The organism is Streptomyces sp. NPDC052299, from assembly GCF_040679335.1.
In the GTDB taxonomy this organism is placed as follows: Bacteria; Actinomycetota; Actinomycetes; order Streptomycetales; family Streptomycetaceae; genus Streptomyces.
The window spans coordinates 14,052-32,022 of record NZ_JBFAUP010000011.1; the positions used below are offsets into that span (position 1 = coordinate 14,052).

Below are 17,971 nucleotides of genomic sequence, written 5' to 3' on the forward strand. Positions count from 1 at the left end.
GTTCCGGTTCCTCTCAACAGCTGGTGGGCGGGGGGCTCAGCGCAGGCCGAGCAGGGCGCAGCCGACGGTGCCGGTGCGGTCCACGGAGGTGATCACGCCGATCCGGCCGGCCGCGGTGTCCGGGTGGTCGGCCGCGTACGAGAGCAGGGCGGCGGCCTGGAACGCCGCCGCGGCGGCCCCGGTGTCACCGATCAGCCCGGCGGGGGTCAGGTCGGCCGGAGCGGCAGCCCCGACGACCTGGCGCACGGCCTCGGACTCGTCGTTTCCCTCGGGCCCGGGGGCGCCGGAGCGGGCCACGGCGACGACCTGGGCCGGGACGGCGCCGGCCCGCCGCAGGGCGGAGCGCAGGCAGGAGACGAGGGCGGGGCCGGTACCGCCGTCGATGACGACGCCGAGCTCGACGGCGAGGAGCTCGGCGAGGACGGGCTGCCCGCTGTCCTCGGGGTCGTGGGGTTCGACGAGCAGCATGGCGCAGCCCTCGCCGAGCGGAGCCGCGGTGCCGCCGTCCGACGCGTGGTGCTCCAGCCAGGCACGGGCCGGCGAGAACTCCTCCGCTCCCCCGCACAGCACGGTGCGGGCGCGGCCCGAACCGAGCAGCCTGCGCGAGTAGTTGAGGGCGTGGAGGGCGGCGGTCCGGCCGCCGGCGATGGTGGCGTTGGGGCCCTTGAGCTGGTACCAGATGGCGCTCTGTCCGGCGGCGCAGTTCATCACGGTGTTGGGGAAGCGCGCCGGGTCGACGAAGAAGGGCTGGTCGCCGGTGAGGGAGTCCCGGGTGAAGTCCATCATCGACTGGGCGCTGCCGGTGGTGGTGCCGAGGGCGAAGGCGGCGCCCTCGCCGGTGCCGACGGCCCGGTTGCGCTCGCCGTCGTCGAGGAGGGAGCCCACGGCGGTGACGGCGAGGCCAGTGACCCGGTCCATGGAGCGGGTGCCCTTCTTGCCCAGGACCCCCCGGATGTCGAAGGACGGGACGACGCAACCGGTGCCGTCGGGTGTCGGGGCTTGCTCGGGACCGAGTCCGGTGACGGTCGGGCGCCGTTCACGCAGGCCCTCGGTGAACGCCGGCCTGCCGATGCCGTACGACGACACGGCGGACCAGGCGGTGATCACCGGGCGCCCGGCGCCGGTGGTGACTGGGGACATGACCGTCACGTGTTCCTTCCGCTCTCAGCTGCCCGCGCGCCGTTCGCGCGGGTGCTCACAAGAAATGGGCTGTCGGGCCGTCAGTGCCACACCACCTGGACGGCCGGGTCGAGGATCCAGCCCGCCACCTCGTCCATGCCGATCACCCGCAGGCCGGGGCGGAGCGGGACCGTGTCCAGTCCCCGCTGGGCGAGCGAGTGGGCGTCCGCGGCGAGCACTCCGCCCCGCCCCTGGAACCGGTCCAGTTCGTCGTCGCTGCCGGGCAGCGCCAGGACGACTCCGTCCTGGACCAGGAAGAGGAGGACGGAGTGTCCGGTGAGGACCTGGGTGACGGCGTCGCGCCGGAAGCCGGCGGCCTCGGGGCCGTGCCCCTGGCTCTCGATGAGCAGCCGCCCGGGTGGTGTGCCGTCCGCCCAGGCTTCCGTCACGCCTGCCGCGTCGTGCCGTTGATCGCGTCGACGACGCGCCGGTCGAGGCTGACCAGGCTCCAGTCGCGCCGGTTCTCGATGACCGCGTAGCCGTGCACGATCCGGCCGGTCGCGGTCTTCACCAGCTTCCCGTCGCGGAGCACGTAGAAGTCCATGCGGGAGGTGTAGGTGAAGTCCTTGAAGACCTCCTCGACCGTGTAGACGGTGTAGAGGTCCTCCTCCATCAGCGCCTCGTCGAGGATGCGGATGTCGGAGCGCGGCACCACGGGAATCCAGCGGCGGTCGTCGAGCAGGGTCTTGATGGAGATGCCCCGGTCGGCGACGAAGCGGTCCTTGCCCTCCTCCATCAGCCGCAGATAGCCGGACATCTGGATGCGCTCGGTGAAGTGGCAGTACGGGTACGGGATGTTCCACTTCCAGGCGTAGGCGTTCTGCCCCGCGGTCAGGGAGGCGAGGATCTCCTCCTCGGCCGGGGCCGCGGGGGCGGGCTCGCGCTCCAGGTCGTCGCCGAGGGTGGCGACGGCGTAGCGGGCCAGCTCGGCGGGGACGTCGCCCGCCGCTTCGAGGTAGGTGTCGATGCGCAGCGACACCCGCACCTTGGCGGTCACCGCTTTCAGCGTCTCGCCGTCGCGCTCCAGGCGGATGGTGACCTTGAAGTCGAGGGTGGCGGAGTCGGCCTCGCCCTTGGGGGTCCACGGCACGACCTCCGCCTCGGCGACGTCGTCCATGTGGAAGGCGTGCAGGATGCGGGTGTCCACCGAGACCAGGTCGAGGCCGAGGCCGTGGGTCTCGTACAGCGCGCGGGCCGGGAGCCCGGCCTGCCGGAAGTGGTCGAGCACGGCTTCCTCGACGAGGTAGTTGACGTGCTTGAAGCCGATCCAGGTGCAGATGTTGGAGCCCTCGTAGCGGGGGCGCACCTGGGTGGTGGTCGGGGTGCTGAGAAGCGCCTTGACGGCGGTTTCCGTGACGAGGGTCATCGCTGGGACTCCATGGCGTCGATGGGGGCGGCTGCCGCGAAGGGGGCGGCGGACGCGGGGTGTCGGACGAACTCCCGGATCTCCTCGGCGAACCGTTCGGCCGCCTCGATCATCGGGAAGTGGCCGCAGCCGGGCAGTACGCGGGCGTGCGCGGCGGGGAGGGCGGCGGCGAGCGCCAGGCTCTCGGCGGGTGGGGCCGCGAAGTCGGTCTCACCGGCCAGCACCAGGGTGGGCACGGTGATCCGTGAGGTCTGGAGGGTGGGGGTGCGGAGATAGAGCTCGAAGAAGCGGAGCCAGCCGTGGGGGCCGACCCGGTCCCGCACCCGCTTGCCCATGGCCTCCTGGATGTCGGCGGGGAGCCGGCCGTCCGAGTGGACCCGTATCCCCTCCTCCATGATCCGGTGGAAGTCGTTCAGGTAGTAGCTGATCGACTCCCAGTCGAACTGGTCGGCCCGGGACCGGAAGAAGGGCGAGACGAGCACCAGCGAGCGGATGCCGTAGTGGCGCAGCGGGTCGGTGCCGCCCCGGCCCTTCTGGTCGAGCAGGTCGAGGAGCACGTTGGCGGCCATGGAGTGGGCGACGACGGTCTCGGCGCGGCCGGGCACCGCTTCGAGGGCCTTGGCGAGCCAGCCCTTGAGGTTGGGCTCCTGGCCCCAGTCGCCGATGCCGTCGGTGCGCCAGGGCAGGCGCGCCGTCCAGACCTCGGCGTCCGCCGGGAGCCGGTCGACGGTGCGGTCCCAGACGCTGTCGTTGGCGGCGAGGCCGTGCAGCAGGAGCATCCGCCGGCCGGTGCCGGAGGTACGCCGCTGGACGGAGACGGGCCGCGGATCGGGGTCGGCGCTCACCCGGCCGCCTCCGGTGCCAGCAGGACGAGGCCGGCGCTCGCGTCGTCCTGCGCGGTGCCGGCGACGGCGTGGACCGGGCCGCGCTCGCCGACGTCGAACCAGCCGACCGCGGCGGCGCACTGGAGGACCCCGTGGGCGCCGGAGGCGCGCCCGAGGTGTTCCGGGAGCGTCCAGCGCCGGCCGGGGACCGGTGTGGGGGCGGCGGCGCTCCTGCGGTAGGGGCCGACCACGGCCCGTACGGTCGCGGAGCGCTCCGCGGCGGCGGTCCGGGACTCCAGGAGCAGGGCCGCTCCGCCGTCCACGGCGCGGGTGCCGCCGAGGAGCCGGCGCACCACCTCGTTGTCGGGCTCGACGCCGAGGACCAGCATCCGGGCCGAACGGCCGGCCGTGATCATCGTGACCGCCCAGTGGACGGCGTCCAGGCCGGAGGTCTCGCCGTTGCACACCATCAGGTTGGGGCCGCGGAGCCCGTAGCGGATGGCGGCCGAGGAGGCGAGGACGTTGCTGGAGGCGTTCGGCAGGTCCATCGGGCTGGTGGCCGTGACGGTCTCCTCCCGGATGGTGTCCAGCGCCCGGACGACGGTGTCAAGGTTGCCGAAGTTGGAGCTGGCGACCACGCCGACGGACTCGGCGGGTACGGTCAGCCCGTCCTCGCCGAGGAGTCCGGCGTCCCCGAGGGCGGCGGCGGTCAGGCAGTAGCCGAGCTGGGTGGCCCGGTCCTTGTAGCGCAGGCCCTTGCGGCCCACGTAACCGGCGGGGTCGACGGGGGCGCCGCCGGGCGCGGGTCCGTCGGCCAGGGCCCTGACGGTGTCCGCCCCCGGCAGCAGGACGGCGGCGCCGGTGACGACGACCGCGGCACGCTGCGTGCTCATCGGTTTCCCTCCACGATGGTGACGGCGTTGATGCCGCCGAATCCGAAGGCGTTGAGCTGCGCCACGTTCAGCCGGCGGCCGGCGGCCGCCTCGCCGGTGACGAAGCGGAACGGCGCCGCCTCGTCGACCGGGTCGTCCAGCCCCACGGTCGGCGGCACCCGGCCCTCGTTCAGGGCGCACAGGCCCACGATCAGGTTGAGCAGACCGGAGGCGCCCGAGGTGTGCCCGGTCATGGACTTGACGGCGGTCATCAGCGGTTTGTCCGCGTCACCGCCGAGCACGGCGGCCAGCGCGCCGGCCTCGGCCTCGTCGTTGAGGAGGGTGCCGGTGCCGTGCAGCATCACCAGGTCGACGTCGGCGGGCTTGACCCCGGCCAGCCGGTACGCGGAGCGCATGGCCTCGGCGATGCCCTCCGGGGACGGGGCGGTGACGTGGTAGGCGTCGCAGTTGACGGCGACGCCGCGCAGCCGGCCGTGCACCTGGGGCGCGTCGCGGTCGGTGCGGCGCAGCACGATCGCCGCGGCGCCGTCGCCCATCAGGACGCCCGTGCGGTTGCGGTCGAAGGGGCGCACCCGGTCGGGCGGCACCGGGTGGACGCGCTCCAGCAGTCCGTACATGGACTCGGTCAGCACGTCGACGCCGGCGACGATCACCGTGTCGGGTCCGTCGTCCCCGCCCTGGTCCAGCAGGTCCGAGGCGAGCGCCAGGGCGTACAGGGAGGCGGAGCAGGCGTTGGAGAAGGTGTGGGTCACGTCGGCGTTGAAGCGCTCGCGCAGACCGGTGCCGAAGTGCAGGCCGGAGTCGGCGAACGGGGAGCCGTCGCGCCACCACAGTTCGAGGGAGCGCAGCTCGCGCAGTCCGGTGCCGATGAGGATGGGGATGCCGCTGAGGTCCTCGCCGAGTCCGGCGTCCGCCGCGGCCTGGCCGATGGCGTCGAGCAGGAGCCGGGTCGCCCGTCCGGGGATGTCCTCCCCGGGCACGGGGCGGTCGTCCACCTCGTAGGCGTGCTGGGCCCGGAACCGGGTGCGGTCGAAGCCGCGGAGCTCCGCCCGGCCGGTGCGGCCCAGGCACAGGCTCTCGAAGAGTTCGCCGACCCCGGAGCCGGTCGCTGCGACGGCGCCCATCCCGATGATGGGGCGGATCGTCATGACGCCTCCTTGATTGCGTCGTACCGGCCCAGGAGTACCGCCGCGTTGTTGCCGCCGAACGCGAGACCGTTGTTCTGAACGATCCGCAGGTCGGCCTCGACCGCCTGGTTCGGCACACAGTCGACGTCGCACTCGGGGTCGGTGGTGACGTGGTTGATGGTGGGCGGGATGAAGCGGTTCTGGATCGCCAGGGCGCAGCCGATGGCGCCCAGCGCGCTGGCCGCGCCCATGCTGTGGCCGAGCATCGACTTCATGGAGACGGTGCGGGGAGGCGTGTCTCCGAAGACCTGCCGGATGGCGCCGGCCTCGGTGATGTCGTTGGCCTTGGTGCCGGTGCCGTGCGCCGATATGAGGTCCACCTCGTGGGGTGCGACGCCCGCGTTGTCCAGGGCCAGCCGCATGAGTTCGGCGACGCTGTCGCGGTCGGGCGCGACCTGGTGGTGCGCGTCGCAGTTGAGGCCGTAGCCGAGCACCTCGGCGTAGATGGTGGCGCCCCTGGCCAGCGCGGAGTCCAGGCGTTCCAGTACGAGGACGCCGGCCCCCTCCCCGGTCAGGATGCCCTTGCGGTCGACGTCGAAGGGCTGGCAGCGGTCGGGGGCGATGGTGCCGAGCCGGTAGAAGCCGGTGAAGGTCTTCCGGCACATGGCGTCGGCCCCGCCGCAGAAGGCGAATTCCGCCTCGCCCGAGCTGACGGCGTCGAAGCCGTAGCCGATCGCGTAGTTGCCCGCCGAGCAGGCGGTGGGGATGGTGAGTGCCTCCACGTCGCGGAGGCCGAGTTCCTGGGCGATGGCCACCGACAGCCGCCCGGCGGGGATGCGCCGGGCAGCGGTGGCGTCGAACGCTCCGATCCCGTCGGCGAGTTCGCCCTCGACCAGCTGGTCCAGGTCGTAGCTCTCGCCGTCGGTCGTGCCGATGGAGATCAGGCCGCGACGGCCGCGCAGCTCCTCCAGACCGAGTCCCGAGTCCTCCAGCGCCATCCGGGCTGCCGCGACGGAGAACTGCGCGGCGCGGCCGAGCTGTTCCACGTCCAGGGTGTGGATCCACTCCCTCGGTTCGAAGTCCGTGATCTCGCACCCGTTCGCGTGGGCGAAGCCCTCGGTGTCGAACACCGTGATGCGCCGTGCACCACTGCGTCCCTCACGGAGCCCCTGCAGGAACTCCTTCGCCCCCAGGCCGATGCTGGAGACCACACCGAGTCCCGTCAGGACGACCCGGTGCCGCTCGGTCCGGTCGTGGCCGGTGCCGCGCACTGCCGTCATGCCAACCTCCCAATCAACCGCAGCGGGGACGGACTACCAGCCGGCCGGCTCCGAGACGACCTCGTAGACGCCCGTCAGGTTCACCATGCGCGGCAGTTCGCTCTGGTTGATGACGACGCCGAATTCCTTCTCCAGCGCGGCGAGGATCTCGATGGCGCGCAGCGAGTCCGCGTCGTGGTCCTCCTTGAAGAGACTCGTCGGAGTTACCTCGTCCTCCTCGATCTCAAGAATGTCGCAGACGATTTCCTTGATGGTGTCGAGTCGCTCGTCCTGCGTAGCAGTGGACACGTCTTTTCTCCTTTTCGGAATGCCGCTCCCATAACGCGCGGCCGGATTACTGGAATGAATGCTCGCGTGGAGCTCTTTGCGCCACAACGAGAACTGCAACAAGCTGCCAACCGGCCTCGCCGGCCGGGTTTTTCAGGGATTTCGTGCCAGCCGTGCGCGGATGTCGGCGATGAGCTCGGCGCGGCGGTCCACGAGGTAGAAGTGCCCGCCGGCCAGCACCTTCAGGTCGAAGCCGCGGGGAGCGACCCGACCCCATGCCCGGACCGCCTCGGGGCCGACATCGGGGTCGCTGTCGCCGACGTAGCCGATGACGGGGCAGCCCACCGGGACGCCGGGGCGTGCCGCGTACCGGGCGACGGCCGAGAAGTCGGCCCTGATGGCGGGCAGGATCAGCTCGCGCAGCTCCGGTTCGGCGAGCAGCGCGCTGTCGGTCCCGCCGAGCCGCCGGACCTCGTCGATCAGGCCGTCGTCGGTCAGGGCCGCGGTGCGCGGGGTGAGCAGGTGCGGGGCCTTGCGGCAGGAGACCATCAGCGCGGCCGGGACGACGCCGTGCCGGGCCTCCAGACGCAGGGCGATCTCGTACGCGAGTGAGGCGCCCATGCTGTGTCCGAAGAGGGCCAGCGGGGTGTCGAGGCAGGGGACCAGCTCCGCGCTGATCGAGTCGGCGAGGAGTTCGATGTCGTCGACGGGTTCCTCGGCGATACGTTCCTGCCGGCCGGGGTAGCGGACGGCCACGACCTCCACGTCGTCGCCGAGGGCGTTGCCCCAGCTGTGGAAGAAGCTGGCCGAGCCCCCGGCGTGCGGCAGGCAGAGGAGCCTGGTGCGGGGCGGCGCCGCGGTGGGGTAGGCGCGCAGCCAGATGCTCTCGGTGCCCAGTGCCATGGGGGTCAGGTCTCCTCGCTCACGTTGGGTCGTGCGTCCAGGGCGCCGGGGCTGTCGAAGGAGACGACCTCGGTGTCCCCGTCGATCCGGCGGATCAGGCCGGCCAGGGTGCGGCCGGGGCCGAGTTCGACCAGGCGGCGGCAGCCGAGCCGGCCGGTGAGGGTCGCGACGGACCGCTCCCACAGCACCGGCGAGGTGAGCTGGCGGGTGGAGAGCTCGGGCCAGTCGCAGTCCCCCGTGTACGGCTCGGCGTCGGCGTTGGCGACGACGGGCAGGTGCGCGGGGGCGAAGGGGGCGTTCTTCAGGGCCCGGCGCAGGGTCTCGGCGGCCGGTGCCATGTACGGGCTGTGGAAGGCCCCGCCGACCTGGAGGCGGATCATCTTGGCGCCGATGGAGGGGGCTTCCGCGTCGAGCGCGTCGATCCCCCCGGGCGAGCCGGACACCACGGTCTGCCCCGGGCTGTTGACGTTGGCGATCCAGACGTCGGCGCCGGACGCGCGCACGGCCGCGACCAGGGTCTCCACCTCCGCGAGGGGGGCTGCGACCAGGACGCCCATGGTGCCCTGGCGCGCCTCGGCGGCGTCCCGCATGGCCCGGCCGCGGACGGCGACGAGCGCGGCGGCGTCGGTGACGGTGAGGGCGCCGGCCGCGGTGAGCGCGGCGTACTCCCCCAGGCTGTGGCCGGCGCAGGCCACGACGCGTCCGCCGAGCGCGCCGCGCCGGACCGCTTCGGCGTGCGCGATCACCGCGACGGTGAAGACGGCGAGCTGGGCCAGGTCGGTGCGCCGGAGCTGTTCGCCGGGGGTGCGCAGCAGGAGCCGGGGAATGTCCTCGCCGGTCACCTCGGAGATTTCCGCGGTGAGGTCCCACGACGGGGTTTCCCGCCAGGGGAAGCCCATTCCCTCTTTCTGTGTCCCCTGTCCGGGAAACACCAGACCGATCGGCAATTGATTCATGGGGCCGCCTTCCGCGCGGTGTTCGACCGGGGCCCGGGGGTCCGGAGAAGAAGGTCCGGACCCCCGGGCACGGCGGCGCACGGGGGATTGGCTGCCGCCGGGGGCGGGAAATTCCCGGTGTTCCGGAATCCCGTTCCCGACGACCCATACAACTGTCCGGGGCGAGGGGCGGCAACGTTCCTTTCAGGAAGCTGCCATTCGCCCGGCCGGAACGCGTCGCGGCCCCGGCCGTGGGGGCCGGGGCCGCTGTTCGAGGAGGGCCGGGCAGCCGTTACCGGCCGGGCTGGCCGCCGGGGCCGGGGGCCGAGGCCAGCGGGAGCAGGCCCAGTTCGGCGGCCCTGACTCCGGCCTGGAAGCGGGAGCTGGCGCCGAGCAGCGCCATGATCTCCGCGACATGGCGCCGGTAGGTACGGACCGAGACGGTCAGGTCGCGGGCGGCGACCTCGTCCGTGACGCCGGCGCGCAGGGCGCCCAGGATCTGGCGGGCGAGCGCGGCCCGGTCGCGGTCGCCGAAGACGATGCGCTCATTCGCCGGGACGGCGTTGCTCCAGACGCCGGCGAAGAGGGTGTGCAGGGTGTGCAGCACCTCGGGGGCCCGGATCAGCGAGGCCCGGCGGCCCACCGCCGACTCGGCCACCACGAGGCCGATGACTTCGTCGACGAGCAGGGCCTGTAAGGGAGGCACCCGCGCCACCCGGATCGCCACCGGCCGGTCACGGCCGAGCTGTTCCCGCACGAAGGACTCGTCGAGCAGCGCGGGGCTGGCGAGCAGCCGCACGGCGACCGCCTCGTCCGCGCTGTAGATCAGCTCCCGCTCCGACCTGACCGGCCGTTCGGGCTCCTGTCCGGAGAGCGGGGTGCGGGCGTGCACGATGTCGATGCTGCGGACCGCCCCGCGGATCAGCTCCTCGGCGGCTTCGAGCACGGCCTCGTATCCGCCTTCGACCGTGGTGATCCGGCGTTCGCGCAAGCTGCGGTCCCGGTGGATGGCCACCGTGGACTCGATGAGTTCCCTGACCTCCAGCAGGGCATGCTCCAGCTCGTCCTCTGGTCTTCCCGACACGTCGTATCCCACCGTCCCCGTTGACTCTTGACTCCTCGCACCGTCCCGGCCACGGCCCGGGCCGGGGACAGCGCCCGGCCTACTCCGAGAGCAGACCCAGCTCCACCGCGCGGGCTCCCGCCTGGAAGCGGGAGCTGGCGTCCAACTCGCGCATGATCTCCGCGACATGACGCCGGTAGGTGCGCAGCGAGACGTTCAGGTCGCGAGCCGCCGTGTCGTCGGTGTGACCGGCCCTCAGGCGCTCCAGGATGCTGCGGGTCAGCTCGCTGCGCAGCCGCGGGCTGAGGCCGAGGTGGTCGGCGAGCCTCCGGCCGCGCGCCCAGGCTCCGGCGAACAGCAGTTCCAGGGCGCGCACGGCCGCGACATCGTTGACGACGGTGGCCTGCTGTCCCTCGGTCCGGGCGGCTCCCCGCACCAGCGCGGCGACGCCGTCGACCACGATGATCTCGCGCAGCTCGCTCTCCGAGACCCGGGCTTCGACGGACCGGCCGGAGGGCTGGCGCAGCCCGGCGAACGAGGCGTCGGCGACCTCGGCGGACCCGAGCAGCCGCACGGCGGCCGCGGGCGGCCGTGCGGCGAGCAGTCGCAGAACGGAATCGGTGAACTCGCCGGGGCCGGCCAGCGCGACGCTGACCGAGTGCCGGGCACCACCGATGATCCGGTCCAGGGCCTCACCGAGCGCGGCGATGTCGGTGGGCGCCGCCGCGGCCGGGACGGCGGGACGCCGCCGGTACAGGGACACCGTGGACTCGATCAGCGCCCGGGCCTGGAGCAGCGCCTCCTCCAGGTGGGCGGCATGGCCCTCGGCCGTCGCATCCTCGGATTTGTCCGGTGGCTCGATCTGCACACCCGTCACATGTGCCCCCTCGGCTGCCCGCGAGCCGTCTTCCACCACGCGGGCCGTCCTCATCACGTTCGGAATGTTTCGCCGGGTAAGCGAAAATATCGCTCACCAAAAACAGTTCAATCGAAAAATACTTCTTCATACATTGGTTGAAGAAACCTTCATCAGACACTAGTTCGCTGGCTTGGAATCAGTCAACAACAGGTCACCCCGCCCTCCCGGGACCCGCAGAAGAGCGGCAGACGTCGACAAAAGGGCGACCCATTCCGCCCCACCTGTCAGCAAGTTGCATACGAGCCCCCGGAAGCAGCACCCCCGCTTCCACTTGTGCCACCGAGGGCGCACACCCCCTCACACGGCGTGGCCCCGCTGACCTCTTGCTGTCAACCCGCGTCCGGCCATGCCCGATTACGACCTACGGTCACCGGGTGACCACACCCCACACACACGCCCCACCCCCCGCCACCGCTTCCCGGCCCCGGCCGTTCGCGGACGACGTCCACGTGTGGTCATGGAGCGTGGTTGCGGGACCGCCCCGCGAGGCGGATCTGAAAATTCTCGACAGCACGGAACTGGCGCGCGCGAACCAATTCAAATCAGCCAGGGCAGCGGCCGAATACGTGTCTTGTCGTGCCGCCGTACGTCGATTACTGGCCACGCATTTTCAGGTGGGAGCCACCGAGATTTCACTCGGCAGAAAGCCCTGTCCCGGATGCGGCAGCACCGAGCACGGACCGCCCGCCGTGCTCCGCCCGCCGACGCCCTGCCGCATCAGCGTCTCGCACACCGCCGGCCTCGCGATGCTCGCCGTCGCACCGTTCCCGGTCGGGATCGATGCCGAAGCGCACCGGAGCGTCCCGGTCGCAAACATCACCGGACAGGTACTGACACCCCGTGAGCGCCGCACGGTGCTCGCCGAGCCGGACGGCCCCGCCCGCACCGAGGCCTTCCTGCGCTGCTGGACCCGCAAGGAGGCGGTGCTCAAGGCCGTGGGGATCGGGCTCGTCGCCGATCTGACCACGCTGGAGACCCGCCCCGAGGTCCCCGGCCCCACCCGGGTCACCACCGGCACCCCCGCGCCCCGCACCGACTGGTGGGTGACCGAGGTGTCCGTACCCGAGGGCTGGACCGCCTCGGTGGCGTACCCGGCCGGGACCGGCCGACCCATCGCCGTGCGGCAACTCCGAGTCCCGCGGGAGCGCCACGCCCGCCACGCACCGAGGTAACGGGAGACAGAACATCGTGAACCGCGCACCCACGCAGAGCATCGCCGGCCTCCTGATCAGCGCCGCCCAGTACCACCCCGACGCGGGCATCCGCTACTGCCCCGGCGGGGCCGACGCGGGCTTCACCGACCAGAGCCACCCCGAACTGCTGGCCGAGGCCGGCCGGGTCGCGGCCGGGCTGCGGGCCCGCGGCCTGCGCCCGAAGGACAACGTGGTCCTCGTCCTGGAGCGCCCACGGGAATTCCTCACCGCGTTCTGGGCCTGCGTGCTGGGCGGTTTCGTGCCCTGCCCGATGGCCCCGCTGCGCATCGACCCGGAGCGCTGGGCGGCTCAGCTCGGCCATGTGCACACGCTGCTGGACCGGCCGCTGATCGTGACCAGCACGTCGCTGGCCGCCGAGCTGCCCGCGGTGCCGGGCGCCGTCGTCGCCCCGCTGGACGGACTGTACGGAGCGGAGCCCGCCGTCCCGCACCGGGCCGCCCCCGGCGACACCGCCGTCCTGGTGCTGACGTCCGGCTCGACGGGCGCCTCCAAGGCGGTCCAGCTCAGCCACGGCAACCTGCTCGCCTCCATGGCCGGGAAGAACAGCGCCCACCGCCTGGGCCCCGCGGACACCACCCTGAACTGGGTCTCGTTCGACCATGTGGCGGCCCTGCTGGAATGCCACCTCCTCCCCCTGTACACCGGTGGCCGCCAGGTCCACGTGGAGGCGCCCGTCGTCCTCGGCGAGCCCTTGGAGTTCCTTCGCCTCGCCGCCCGGCACGGGGTGACGATGACGTTCACGCCCAATTTCCTGCTCGGGCTGCTCAACGCGTCGGCCGAGCGGCTGTCGGAGACGGGCGAGGTGCTCGACCTGTCCCGGCTGCGCCACATCATCAGCGGCGGCGAGGCCGTGGTCCGCGCCACCGGCGAAACGTTCCTGGAGCGGTACGCGCCCCACGGGCTCGCCCCGGACGCGCTGTGGCCGGCCTTCGGGATGACGGAGACCTGCGCCGGCAGCGTCTACTCCCGCGCGGCGTTCCCGGCCGTGGACCGGGGCGAGGAGTTCGCCAGCCTCGGCACCCCGGTCGACGGGCTGCGCATCCGGGTCGCCGCCGACGACGACCGGGCGCTGCCCGAGGGCGAGGTGGGCGAGCTCCAGTTCAACGGCCCCATGATCACGCCCGGTTACCACAACAACGCCGCGGCCACCGCCGAGGCCTTCACCGCCGACGGCTGGTTCCGCAGCGGCGACCTGGGGCGGATCGTCGGCGGCCGGCTGACCCTGGTGGGCCGCAGCAAGGACAGCGTCATCGTCAACGGAGTCAACTACTTCAGCCACGAGATCGAGGCGGCGCTCGAACAGCTCGACGGGGTCGCGGGCTCGTACACCGCCGCCTTCCCGATCCGGCCGCCCGGCAGCGACACCGAGCAGCTGGTGGTCGCCTTCCACCCGGACGTCCCGGAGGACGACGAGGCGGAGCTGTACCGGGTGCTCACCGCCGTCCGCAGCAGCGTGGTGATGCAGTGGGGGTTCCGCCCCGCCCTCGTCCTGCCGCTGCCCGAGGACGCCTTCCCCAAGACGAGTCTCGGCAAGATCCAGCGCGCGCTGATGCGGCGGCGGCTGGAGGAGGGCGCGTACGACACCGAGCGGCGCCGCGTCACCGACCTCACCCGGCGCATGCTCGGCGGCTACACGGCGCCCCGGGGCCGGACCGAGCAGGTCCTGACCGAGATCTACGCGGAGCTGTTCGACCTGGACCCGGCTGCCGTCAGCAGCACCGCCAACTTCCTGGAACTGGGCGGCACCTCACTGGACATCCTGCGCCTGCGGGGCCGGGTCGCCCAGCGGCTCGGCGTCACCGGGCTCCAGATCATAACCGTCCTGACGGCGCCCACCGTCCGGGCCCTCGCCGCCCGGATCGGGGAGCGGGCCGACGACGGCGACCGGGCGGACACGGGCGCGGCGGCGTACGACCCGGTCGTCCCGATGCAGACGGGTGGCACCAAGACGCCCCTGTTCTGTGTGCACCCCGGCGTGGGTGAGGTCCTGGTCTTCGTCAACCTCGCCAAGTACTTCGTGGGCGACCGCCCCTTCTACGCGCTGCGGGCGCGCGGGTTCAACGAGGGCGAGAAGCCGTTCGCCACCTTCGAGCAGATGGTGGACTCCTATGTGGAGGCCATCCGGGAGCGCCAGCCGCACGGGCCGTACGCCGTCGCCGGCTACTCCTACGGCGGGGTGGTCGCGTTCGAGATCGCCAAGGCGCTCCGCTCGCAGGGTGAGCGGGTGGACTTCACGGGCAGTTTCAACCTGCCGCCGCACATCAAGTACCGCATGGAGGAACTGGACTTCGCGGAGACCGCGACCAACCTCGCGTTCTTCCTCGCCCTGATCGACAAGAAGCAGTCGCTGGAACTTCCGGGCCTCCTGCGCGGCCGGCCCGCGGAGGAGCAGCTGACGCACCTCATGTCGCTGGCCCCGCCGGAGCGGCTGGCCGAACTGGACCTGGACGTGGCGAAGTTCGGGAACTGGGCGGAGCTGGCCAACCGGCTGACGGACCTGGGCCGCTCCTACGAGCCCAGCGGGTCGGTGCCGTCGATGCACGTCTTCCACGCCGCCCCGCTGCGCGGCACGAAGGAGGACTGGCTGAACAACGAGCTGCGGCGCTGGGACGCGTACACGAGCGGGCCGAACCGCTACATCGAGGTCCCCGGCGAGCACTACACCCTGATGAGCCCCCAGCACGTGGCGTCCTTCCAGTCGATCCTGCGCGGGGAACTGGACCGGGCCCTGGCCGACGCCGACCGCATCGCGGCCGGCCGGGCACAGCTGGACCGACCGGCCGACGAGCGAGGAGAGACACGGTGACGCAACTCCCGACGGGCAAGAGAATCCTGATCACCGGCGGCACCGGGCAGGTCGCCCGGCCGGTGGCCGAGGCCCTGGCCGAGCGGAACGACGTCTGGTGCCTGGGCCGCTTCGGCGCCGAGGGCGTCGAGGCCGCACTGTCCGCACGGGGCATCACCACCTGGCACTGGGACATGGACGACCTCTCGGGCGACTCCCTCAAGGGGCTCCCGGACGACTTCACCCACGTCCTGCACTCCGCCGTACGCCGGGGCGAGGACGGCGACTTCAACGCGGTGGCCGAGGTGAACGCGGTGGCCGCCGGTCAGCTGATGGAGCACTGCCGGACGGCGGAGTCCTTCCTCTACGTGTCGACGGGCGCCCTCTACGCCCGGCAGACGCTGGACCACCCGTACACCGAGAGCGACCCGGTCGACGGGGTGGCCGACTGGCTGCCCGCCTACCCGGTGGGGAAGATCGCCACCGAGGGCGCGGTGCGCGCCTTCGCCCGGGTGCTCGGCCTGCCGACCACCATCGCGCGGCTGAACATCGCGTACGGGCCCGGCGGTTACGGCGGCGTCCCGATGCTGTACTTCAAGCGCATGCTGGCCGGCGAGCCCATTCCCGTACCCCGCGAGGGGCAGAACTGGTGCTCGCTGCTGCACACGGACGATCTGGTGGCGCAGGTGCCCGCCCTCTGGCGGGCCGCCACGACGCCGGCCCGGGTCGTCAACTGGGGCGGCGACGAGGCCGTCGGGATCACCGACTGCGTACGCCATCTGGAGGCGCTCACCGGGATCGAGGCCCGGCTCGTGCCCAGTGACGTGACCCGTGAGACCTATCGCTTCGACCCGGCGCTGCGGATGTCGCTGACCGGCCCGTGCCGGGTCGGCTGGCGCGACGGCATCCGCCGCACCCTGGAGAGCCTGTACCCCGAGCACGTCCGGCACTGAGGAGAGCCCCGATGCAGACGCGAATGGAAACGCTCGTCATGACGGACTACCTGGACCGCCGCGCCGAGCCGTCCCCCGCCCAGGCACTGGTGGGCCGCGCCTACCGGGCCTTCGCCGCCCGGGACGTGGGGGCGCTCCTGGACACCCTGGACCCGGACGTGGAATGGGTCCATCCCGAGGGCATGGCCGTGTACGGCCTGGGCGGCACCCGGCACGGGCACGCGGGCGTGAAGGAGTTCCTGGCCCACGTGCCCACCGTGCTGGGCGGCATGCGGCTGCGTCCCCACGAGTTCGTCGGGTCCGGCGAGCGCATGGTGGTGTTCGGCACCCGGGAGGTGACGTCCAGGCGGGGCCGTACCGAGACGATGTCGTTCGTCCACTCCTGGACGCTGCGCGACGGCCGGGCCGTGCGCATGGAGGACATCTTCGACACCGTCCTCTTCCACCGGCTGATCGAGAGCTGAGGCGCGCCGTCCGGGCCGGGCGACCGGCCCGGACGGCCGTCAGCCGGCCGCGAGCCGGTCCCGGATGCCGTCGAAGTGGGTGCGCATGGCCCGGACCGCGCGTTCGCCGTCGGCCGCCGCGACCGCCTCCACGATCTCCCGGTGCTGGCGGCAGGTGACCGACGGGTCCTGGTGGCCGTCGTCGAAGTCCTCGCGCACCCGGTCCATCGCGGCCCAGAAGGCGTCCAGCACCTCGCTGAGCAGGTGGTTGTCGAGCGAGGCGTAGAGCGCGAGGTGGAAGGCCCGGTCCGTGGCGCGCGCGACCCGGCCGCCCTCCGCCGCCTCGGTCTCCATCTTCGCGACCAGCGCGCGCAGGACGGCGAGGTCGTCCTGCGGGACGCCCGCCGCGACGGCTCCGACGAGCCCGGCCTCCAGCGCCTCGCGCACCTTCATCAGCTCGGCCAGTCCCGGTTCGCCCTGGCGGTGGCGGACGGCAGCGCGGAAGGCCAGCCCCTCGGCGAACGGCGACAGGGAGAGCGAGCCCACGAAGGTCCCGTAGCCCCGGCGGATCTCCACGACCTTGAGCGCCTGGAGCGACTTCAGGGCCTCGCGCACGGAGACCCGGCCCGCCTCGAAGAGGTCCATCAGTTCGGTCTCGGTGGGCAGGGCGTCGCCGGGGGCGAGGCGGCGCTCCAGGATGAGCTCCTTGACCCTGCGCTCGATGTCCTGAGCCATGGTGGGCCGCGCCACAACGTCCTCCCGAGGTGCTGGTGCCCCTTGACCGTTCGCAGGAGCGTCTGATTAAGGTACCGCAGACATAAGACATCTTACGTCTCACGTCTGGAGCCCTCCTCATGTCCCTGACCGCACCGCTGCGCGGCGTCGTCCCGCCGGTCTGCACCCCCCTCGACCCGCGCGGGGAGATCGACACCGCCTCCCTCGCCCGGCTCGTGGACCACCTCATCGGCGGCGGTGTGCACGGGCTGTTCGCGCTCGGGTCCACCAGCGAGGTCGCCTACCTCACCGACGAGCAGCGCGCCACGGTCCTGGAGACCGTCGTCAACGCCACCGACGGCCGGGTCCCGGTCCTCGCCGGGGTCATCGACACGACCACGGGCCGGGTCGCCGAACACGCCAGGGCCGCCGCCGCCCTCGGCGCGGACGCCCTGGTCGCGACCGCGCCCTTCTACGCCCGCACCCACCCCCGGGAGATCGCCGCCCACTTCCGCCGGCTGCGCGCCGAGGTGGACCTGCCGCTGTTCGCGTACGACATCCCCGTCGCCGTGCACAGCAAGCTCTCCGCGGCCCTGGTCCGCGAGCTGGCCGAGGACGGCACGCTGGCCGGGCTCAAGGACAGCAGCGGCGACGAGGGCGGGCTGCGCCGGCTCGTCGTGGAGCTCGGCGGCCGGGAGGGCCGGGCACACGGTCCGGTGCCGGACTTCAGCATCCTCACCGGGTCCGAACTGACCGTGGACGCGGCCCTGCTGGCCGGCGCCGACGGGGTCGTCCCGGGCATCGGCAATGTGGACCCGGCCGGTTACATACGCCTCTACGAGGCCGCGTGCGCCGGGGACTGGACGCTGGCGGCCAAGGAGCAGGAGCGGCTGGTCGAGCTGTTCGCGATGGTCGACGCGGGGCCCGAGGCGGACATGGGCCGCAGCTCGTCCGCGCTCGGCTCGTTCAAGGCGGCGCTCGCGCTGCTCGGGGTCATCGAGTGCGGCGACACGGTGTTCCCGCAGATCCAGCTGTCGGCGGAGTCCGTCGCGTACGTCTCCGGGCGGCTGCGCGACGCGGGCCTGCCGCCGGTCCGATGACGGCCC

General features: G+C 72.5%; 18 protein-coding genes. 5 read left to right on the plus strand and 13 right to left on the minus strand.

Translation table 11 applies throughout. The features are described from left to right. Nucleotides 1-36: 36 nt before the first annotated feature. The 12 genes from AB0L33_RS19815 to AB0L33_RS19870 form a co-directional block, all read right to left on the minus strand. Entirely contained in the window at nt 37-1,140 is a 1,104-nt protein-coding gene (locus tag AB0L33_RS19815; RefSeq protein WP_365683095.1) for a beta-ketoacyl synthase N-terminal-like domain-containing protein, read from the minus strand. A gap of 80 nt (nt 1,141-1,220) precedes the next feature. Beyond that, nucleotides 1,221-1,568 carry a DsrE family protein gene (locus tag AB0L33_RS19820; protein WP_365683097.1) on the minus strand — a complete coding sequence of 116 codons (348 nt, stop codon included), beginning with the start codon at nt 1,566-1,568 and terminating at the stop codon, nt 1,221-1,223. Next, complete coding sequence (locus AB0L33_RS19825; protein WP_365683099.1) at nt 1,565-2,545, minus strand: hypothetical protein; 981 nt, start codon at nt 2,543-2,545, stop codon at nt 1,565-1,567. Before AB0L33_RS19825 ends, AB0L33_RS19820 begins: the two co-directional genes overlap by 4 nt. After that, nucleotides 2,542-3,390, minus strand: coding sequence for an alpha/beta hydrolase (locus AB0L33_RS19830; RefSeq protein WP_365683101.1), 849 nt, complete (start codon nt 3,388-3,390; stop codon nt 2,542-2,544). Before AB0L33_RS19830 ends, AB0L33_RS19825 begins: the two co-directional genes overlap by 4 nt. Next, a complete protein-coding gene (locus AB0L33_RS19835) occupies nt 3,387-4,262 on the minus strand; it encodes a beta-ketoacyl synthase N-terminal-like domain-containing protein (protein WP_365683103.1) in 876 nt (291 codons plus the stop codon). Before AB0L33_RS19835 ends, AB0L33_RS19830 begins: the two co-directional genes overlap by 4 nt. Then, nucleotides 4,259-5,410, minus strand: a complete 1,152-nt coding sequence (locus tag AB0L33_RS19840) for a beta-ketoacyl synthase N-terminal-like domain-containing protein (RefSeq protein WP_365683105.1) — start codon at nt 5,408-5,410, stop codon at nt 4,259-4,261. Before AB0L33_RS19840 ends, AB0L33_RS19835 begins: the two co-directional genes overlap by 4 nt. Beyond that, the gene (locus AB0L33_RS19845; RefSeq protein WP_365683107.1) at nt 5,407-6,669 is read right to left on the minus strand and encodes a beta-ketoacyl-[acyl-carrier-protein] synthase family protein; all 1,263 of its coding nucleotides are present in this window, start codon (nt 6,667-6,669) and stop codon (nt 5,407-5,409) included. The genes AB0L33_RS19840 and AB0L33_RS19845 overlap by 4 nt, the downstream gene beginning before the upstream one ends. 33 nt (nt 6,670-6,702) lie before the next feature. After that, nucleotides 6,703-6,957, minus strand: a complete 255-nt coding sequence (locus AB0L33_RS19850) for an acyl carrier protein (protein WP_147971060.1) — start codon at nt 6,955-6,957, stop codon at nt 6,703-6,705. Between the two features lie 132 nt (nt 6,958-7,089). After that, entirely contained in the window at nt 7,090-7,839 is a 750-nt protein-coding gene (locus AB0L33_RS19855; RefSeq protein ID WP_365683109.1) for an alpha/beta fold hydrolase, read from the minus strand. A gap of 5 nt (nt 7,840-7,844) precedes the next feature. Next, nucleotides 7,845-8,795, minus strand: coding sequence for an ACP S-malonyltransferase (locus AB0L33_RS19860; RefSeq protein WP_365683111.1), 951 nt, complete (start codon nt 8,793-8,795; stop codon nt 7,845-7,847). A gap of 271 nt (nt 8,796-9,066) precedes the next feature. Beyond that, complete coding sequence (locus AB0L33_RS19865; RefSeq protein WP_365683113.1) at nt 9,067-9,858, minus strand: LuxR family transcriptional regulator; 792 nt, start codon at nt 9,856-9,858, stop codon at nt 9,067-9,069. A 79-nt stretch (nt 9,859-9,937) separates the two neighbouring features. After that, on the minus strand, nt 9,938-10,714 hold the full coding sequence (locus AB0L33_RS19870) for a DNA-binding response regulator (protein WP_365683115.1): 777 nt from the start codon (nt 10,712-10,714) through the stop codon (nt 9,938-9,940). A gap of 731 nt (nt 10,715-11,445) precedes the next feature. Here AB0L33_RS19870 and AB0L33_RS19875 point away from each other — a divergent pair. The 4 genes from AB0L33_RS19875 to AB0L33_RS19890 are packed head-to-tail and all read left to right on the plus strand — an operon-like array spanning nt 11,446 to nt 16,172. Continuing rightward, the gene (locus tag AB0L33_RS19875; protein ID WP_365683117.1) at nt 11,446-11,928 is read left to right on the plus strand and encodes a 4'-phosphopantetheinyl transferase superfamily protein; all 483 of its coding nucleotides are present in this window, start codon (nt 11,446-11,448) and stop codon (nt 11,926-11,928) included. Between the two features lie 16 nt (nt 11,929-11,944). Beyond that, nucleotides 11,945-14,776, plus strand: coding sequence for a non-ribosomal peptide synthetase (locus AB0L33_RS19880; protein ID WP_365683119.1), 2,832 nt, complete (start codon nt 11,945-11,947; stop codon nt 14,774-14,776). Next, nucleotides 14,773-15,708 (plus strand): NAD(P)-dependent oxidoreductase, encoded by a 936-nt coding sequence (locus AB0L33_RS19885; protein WP_365683121.1) that lies wholly within the window; start codon nt 14,773-14,775, stop codon nt 15,706-15,708. The genes AB0L33_RS19880 and AB0L33_RS19885 overlap by 4 nt, the downstream gene beginning before the upstream one ends. 11 nt (nt 15,709-15,719) lie before the next feature. Then, complete coding sequence (locus AB0L33_RS19890) at nt 15,720-16,172, plus strand: nuclear transport factor 2 family protein (protein ID WP_365683123.1); 453 nt, start codon at nt 15,720-15,722, stop codon at nt 16,170-16,172. 39 nt (nt 16,173-16,211) lie between these two features. Here AB0L33_RS19890 and AB0L33_RS19895 read toward each other — a convergent pair whose 3' ends face one another. Then, nucleotides 16,212-16,901 (minus strand): FadR/GntR family transcriptional regulator, encoded by a 690-nt coding sequence (locus tag AB0L33_RS19895; RefSeq protein WP_365683125.1) that lies wholly within the window; start codon nt 16,899-16,901, stop codon nt 16,212-16,214. 104 nt (nt 16,902-17,005) lie between these two features. Between AB0L33_RS19895 and AB0L33_RS19900 the strand changes: the two genes are divergently transcribed. Then, nucleotides 17,006-17,965, plus strand: coding sequence for a dihydrodipicolinate synthase family protein (locus AB0L33_RS19900; protein WP_365683127.1), 960 nt, complete (start codon nt 17,006-17,008; stop codon nt 17,963-17,965). Nucleotides 17,966-17,971 lie beyond the last annotated feature (6 nt).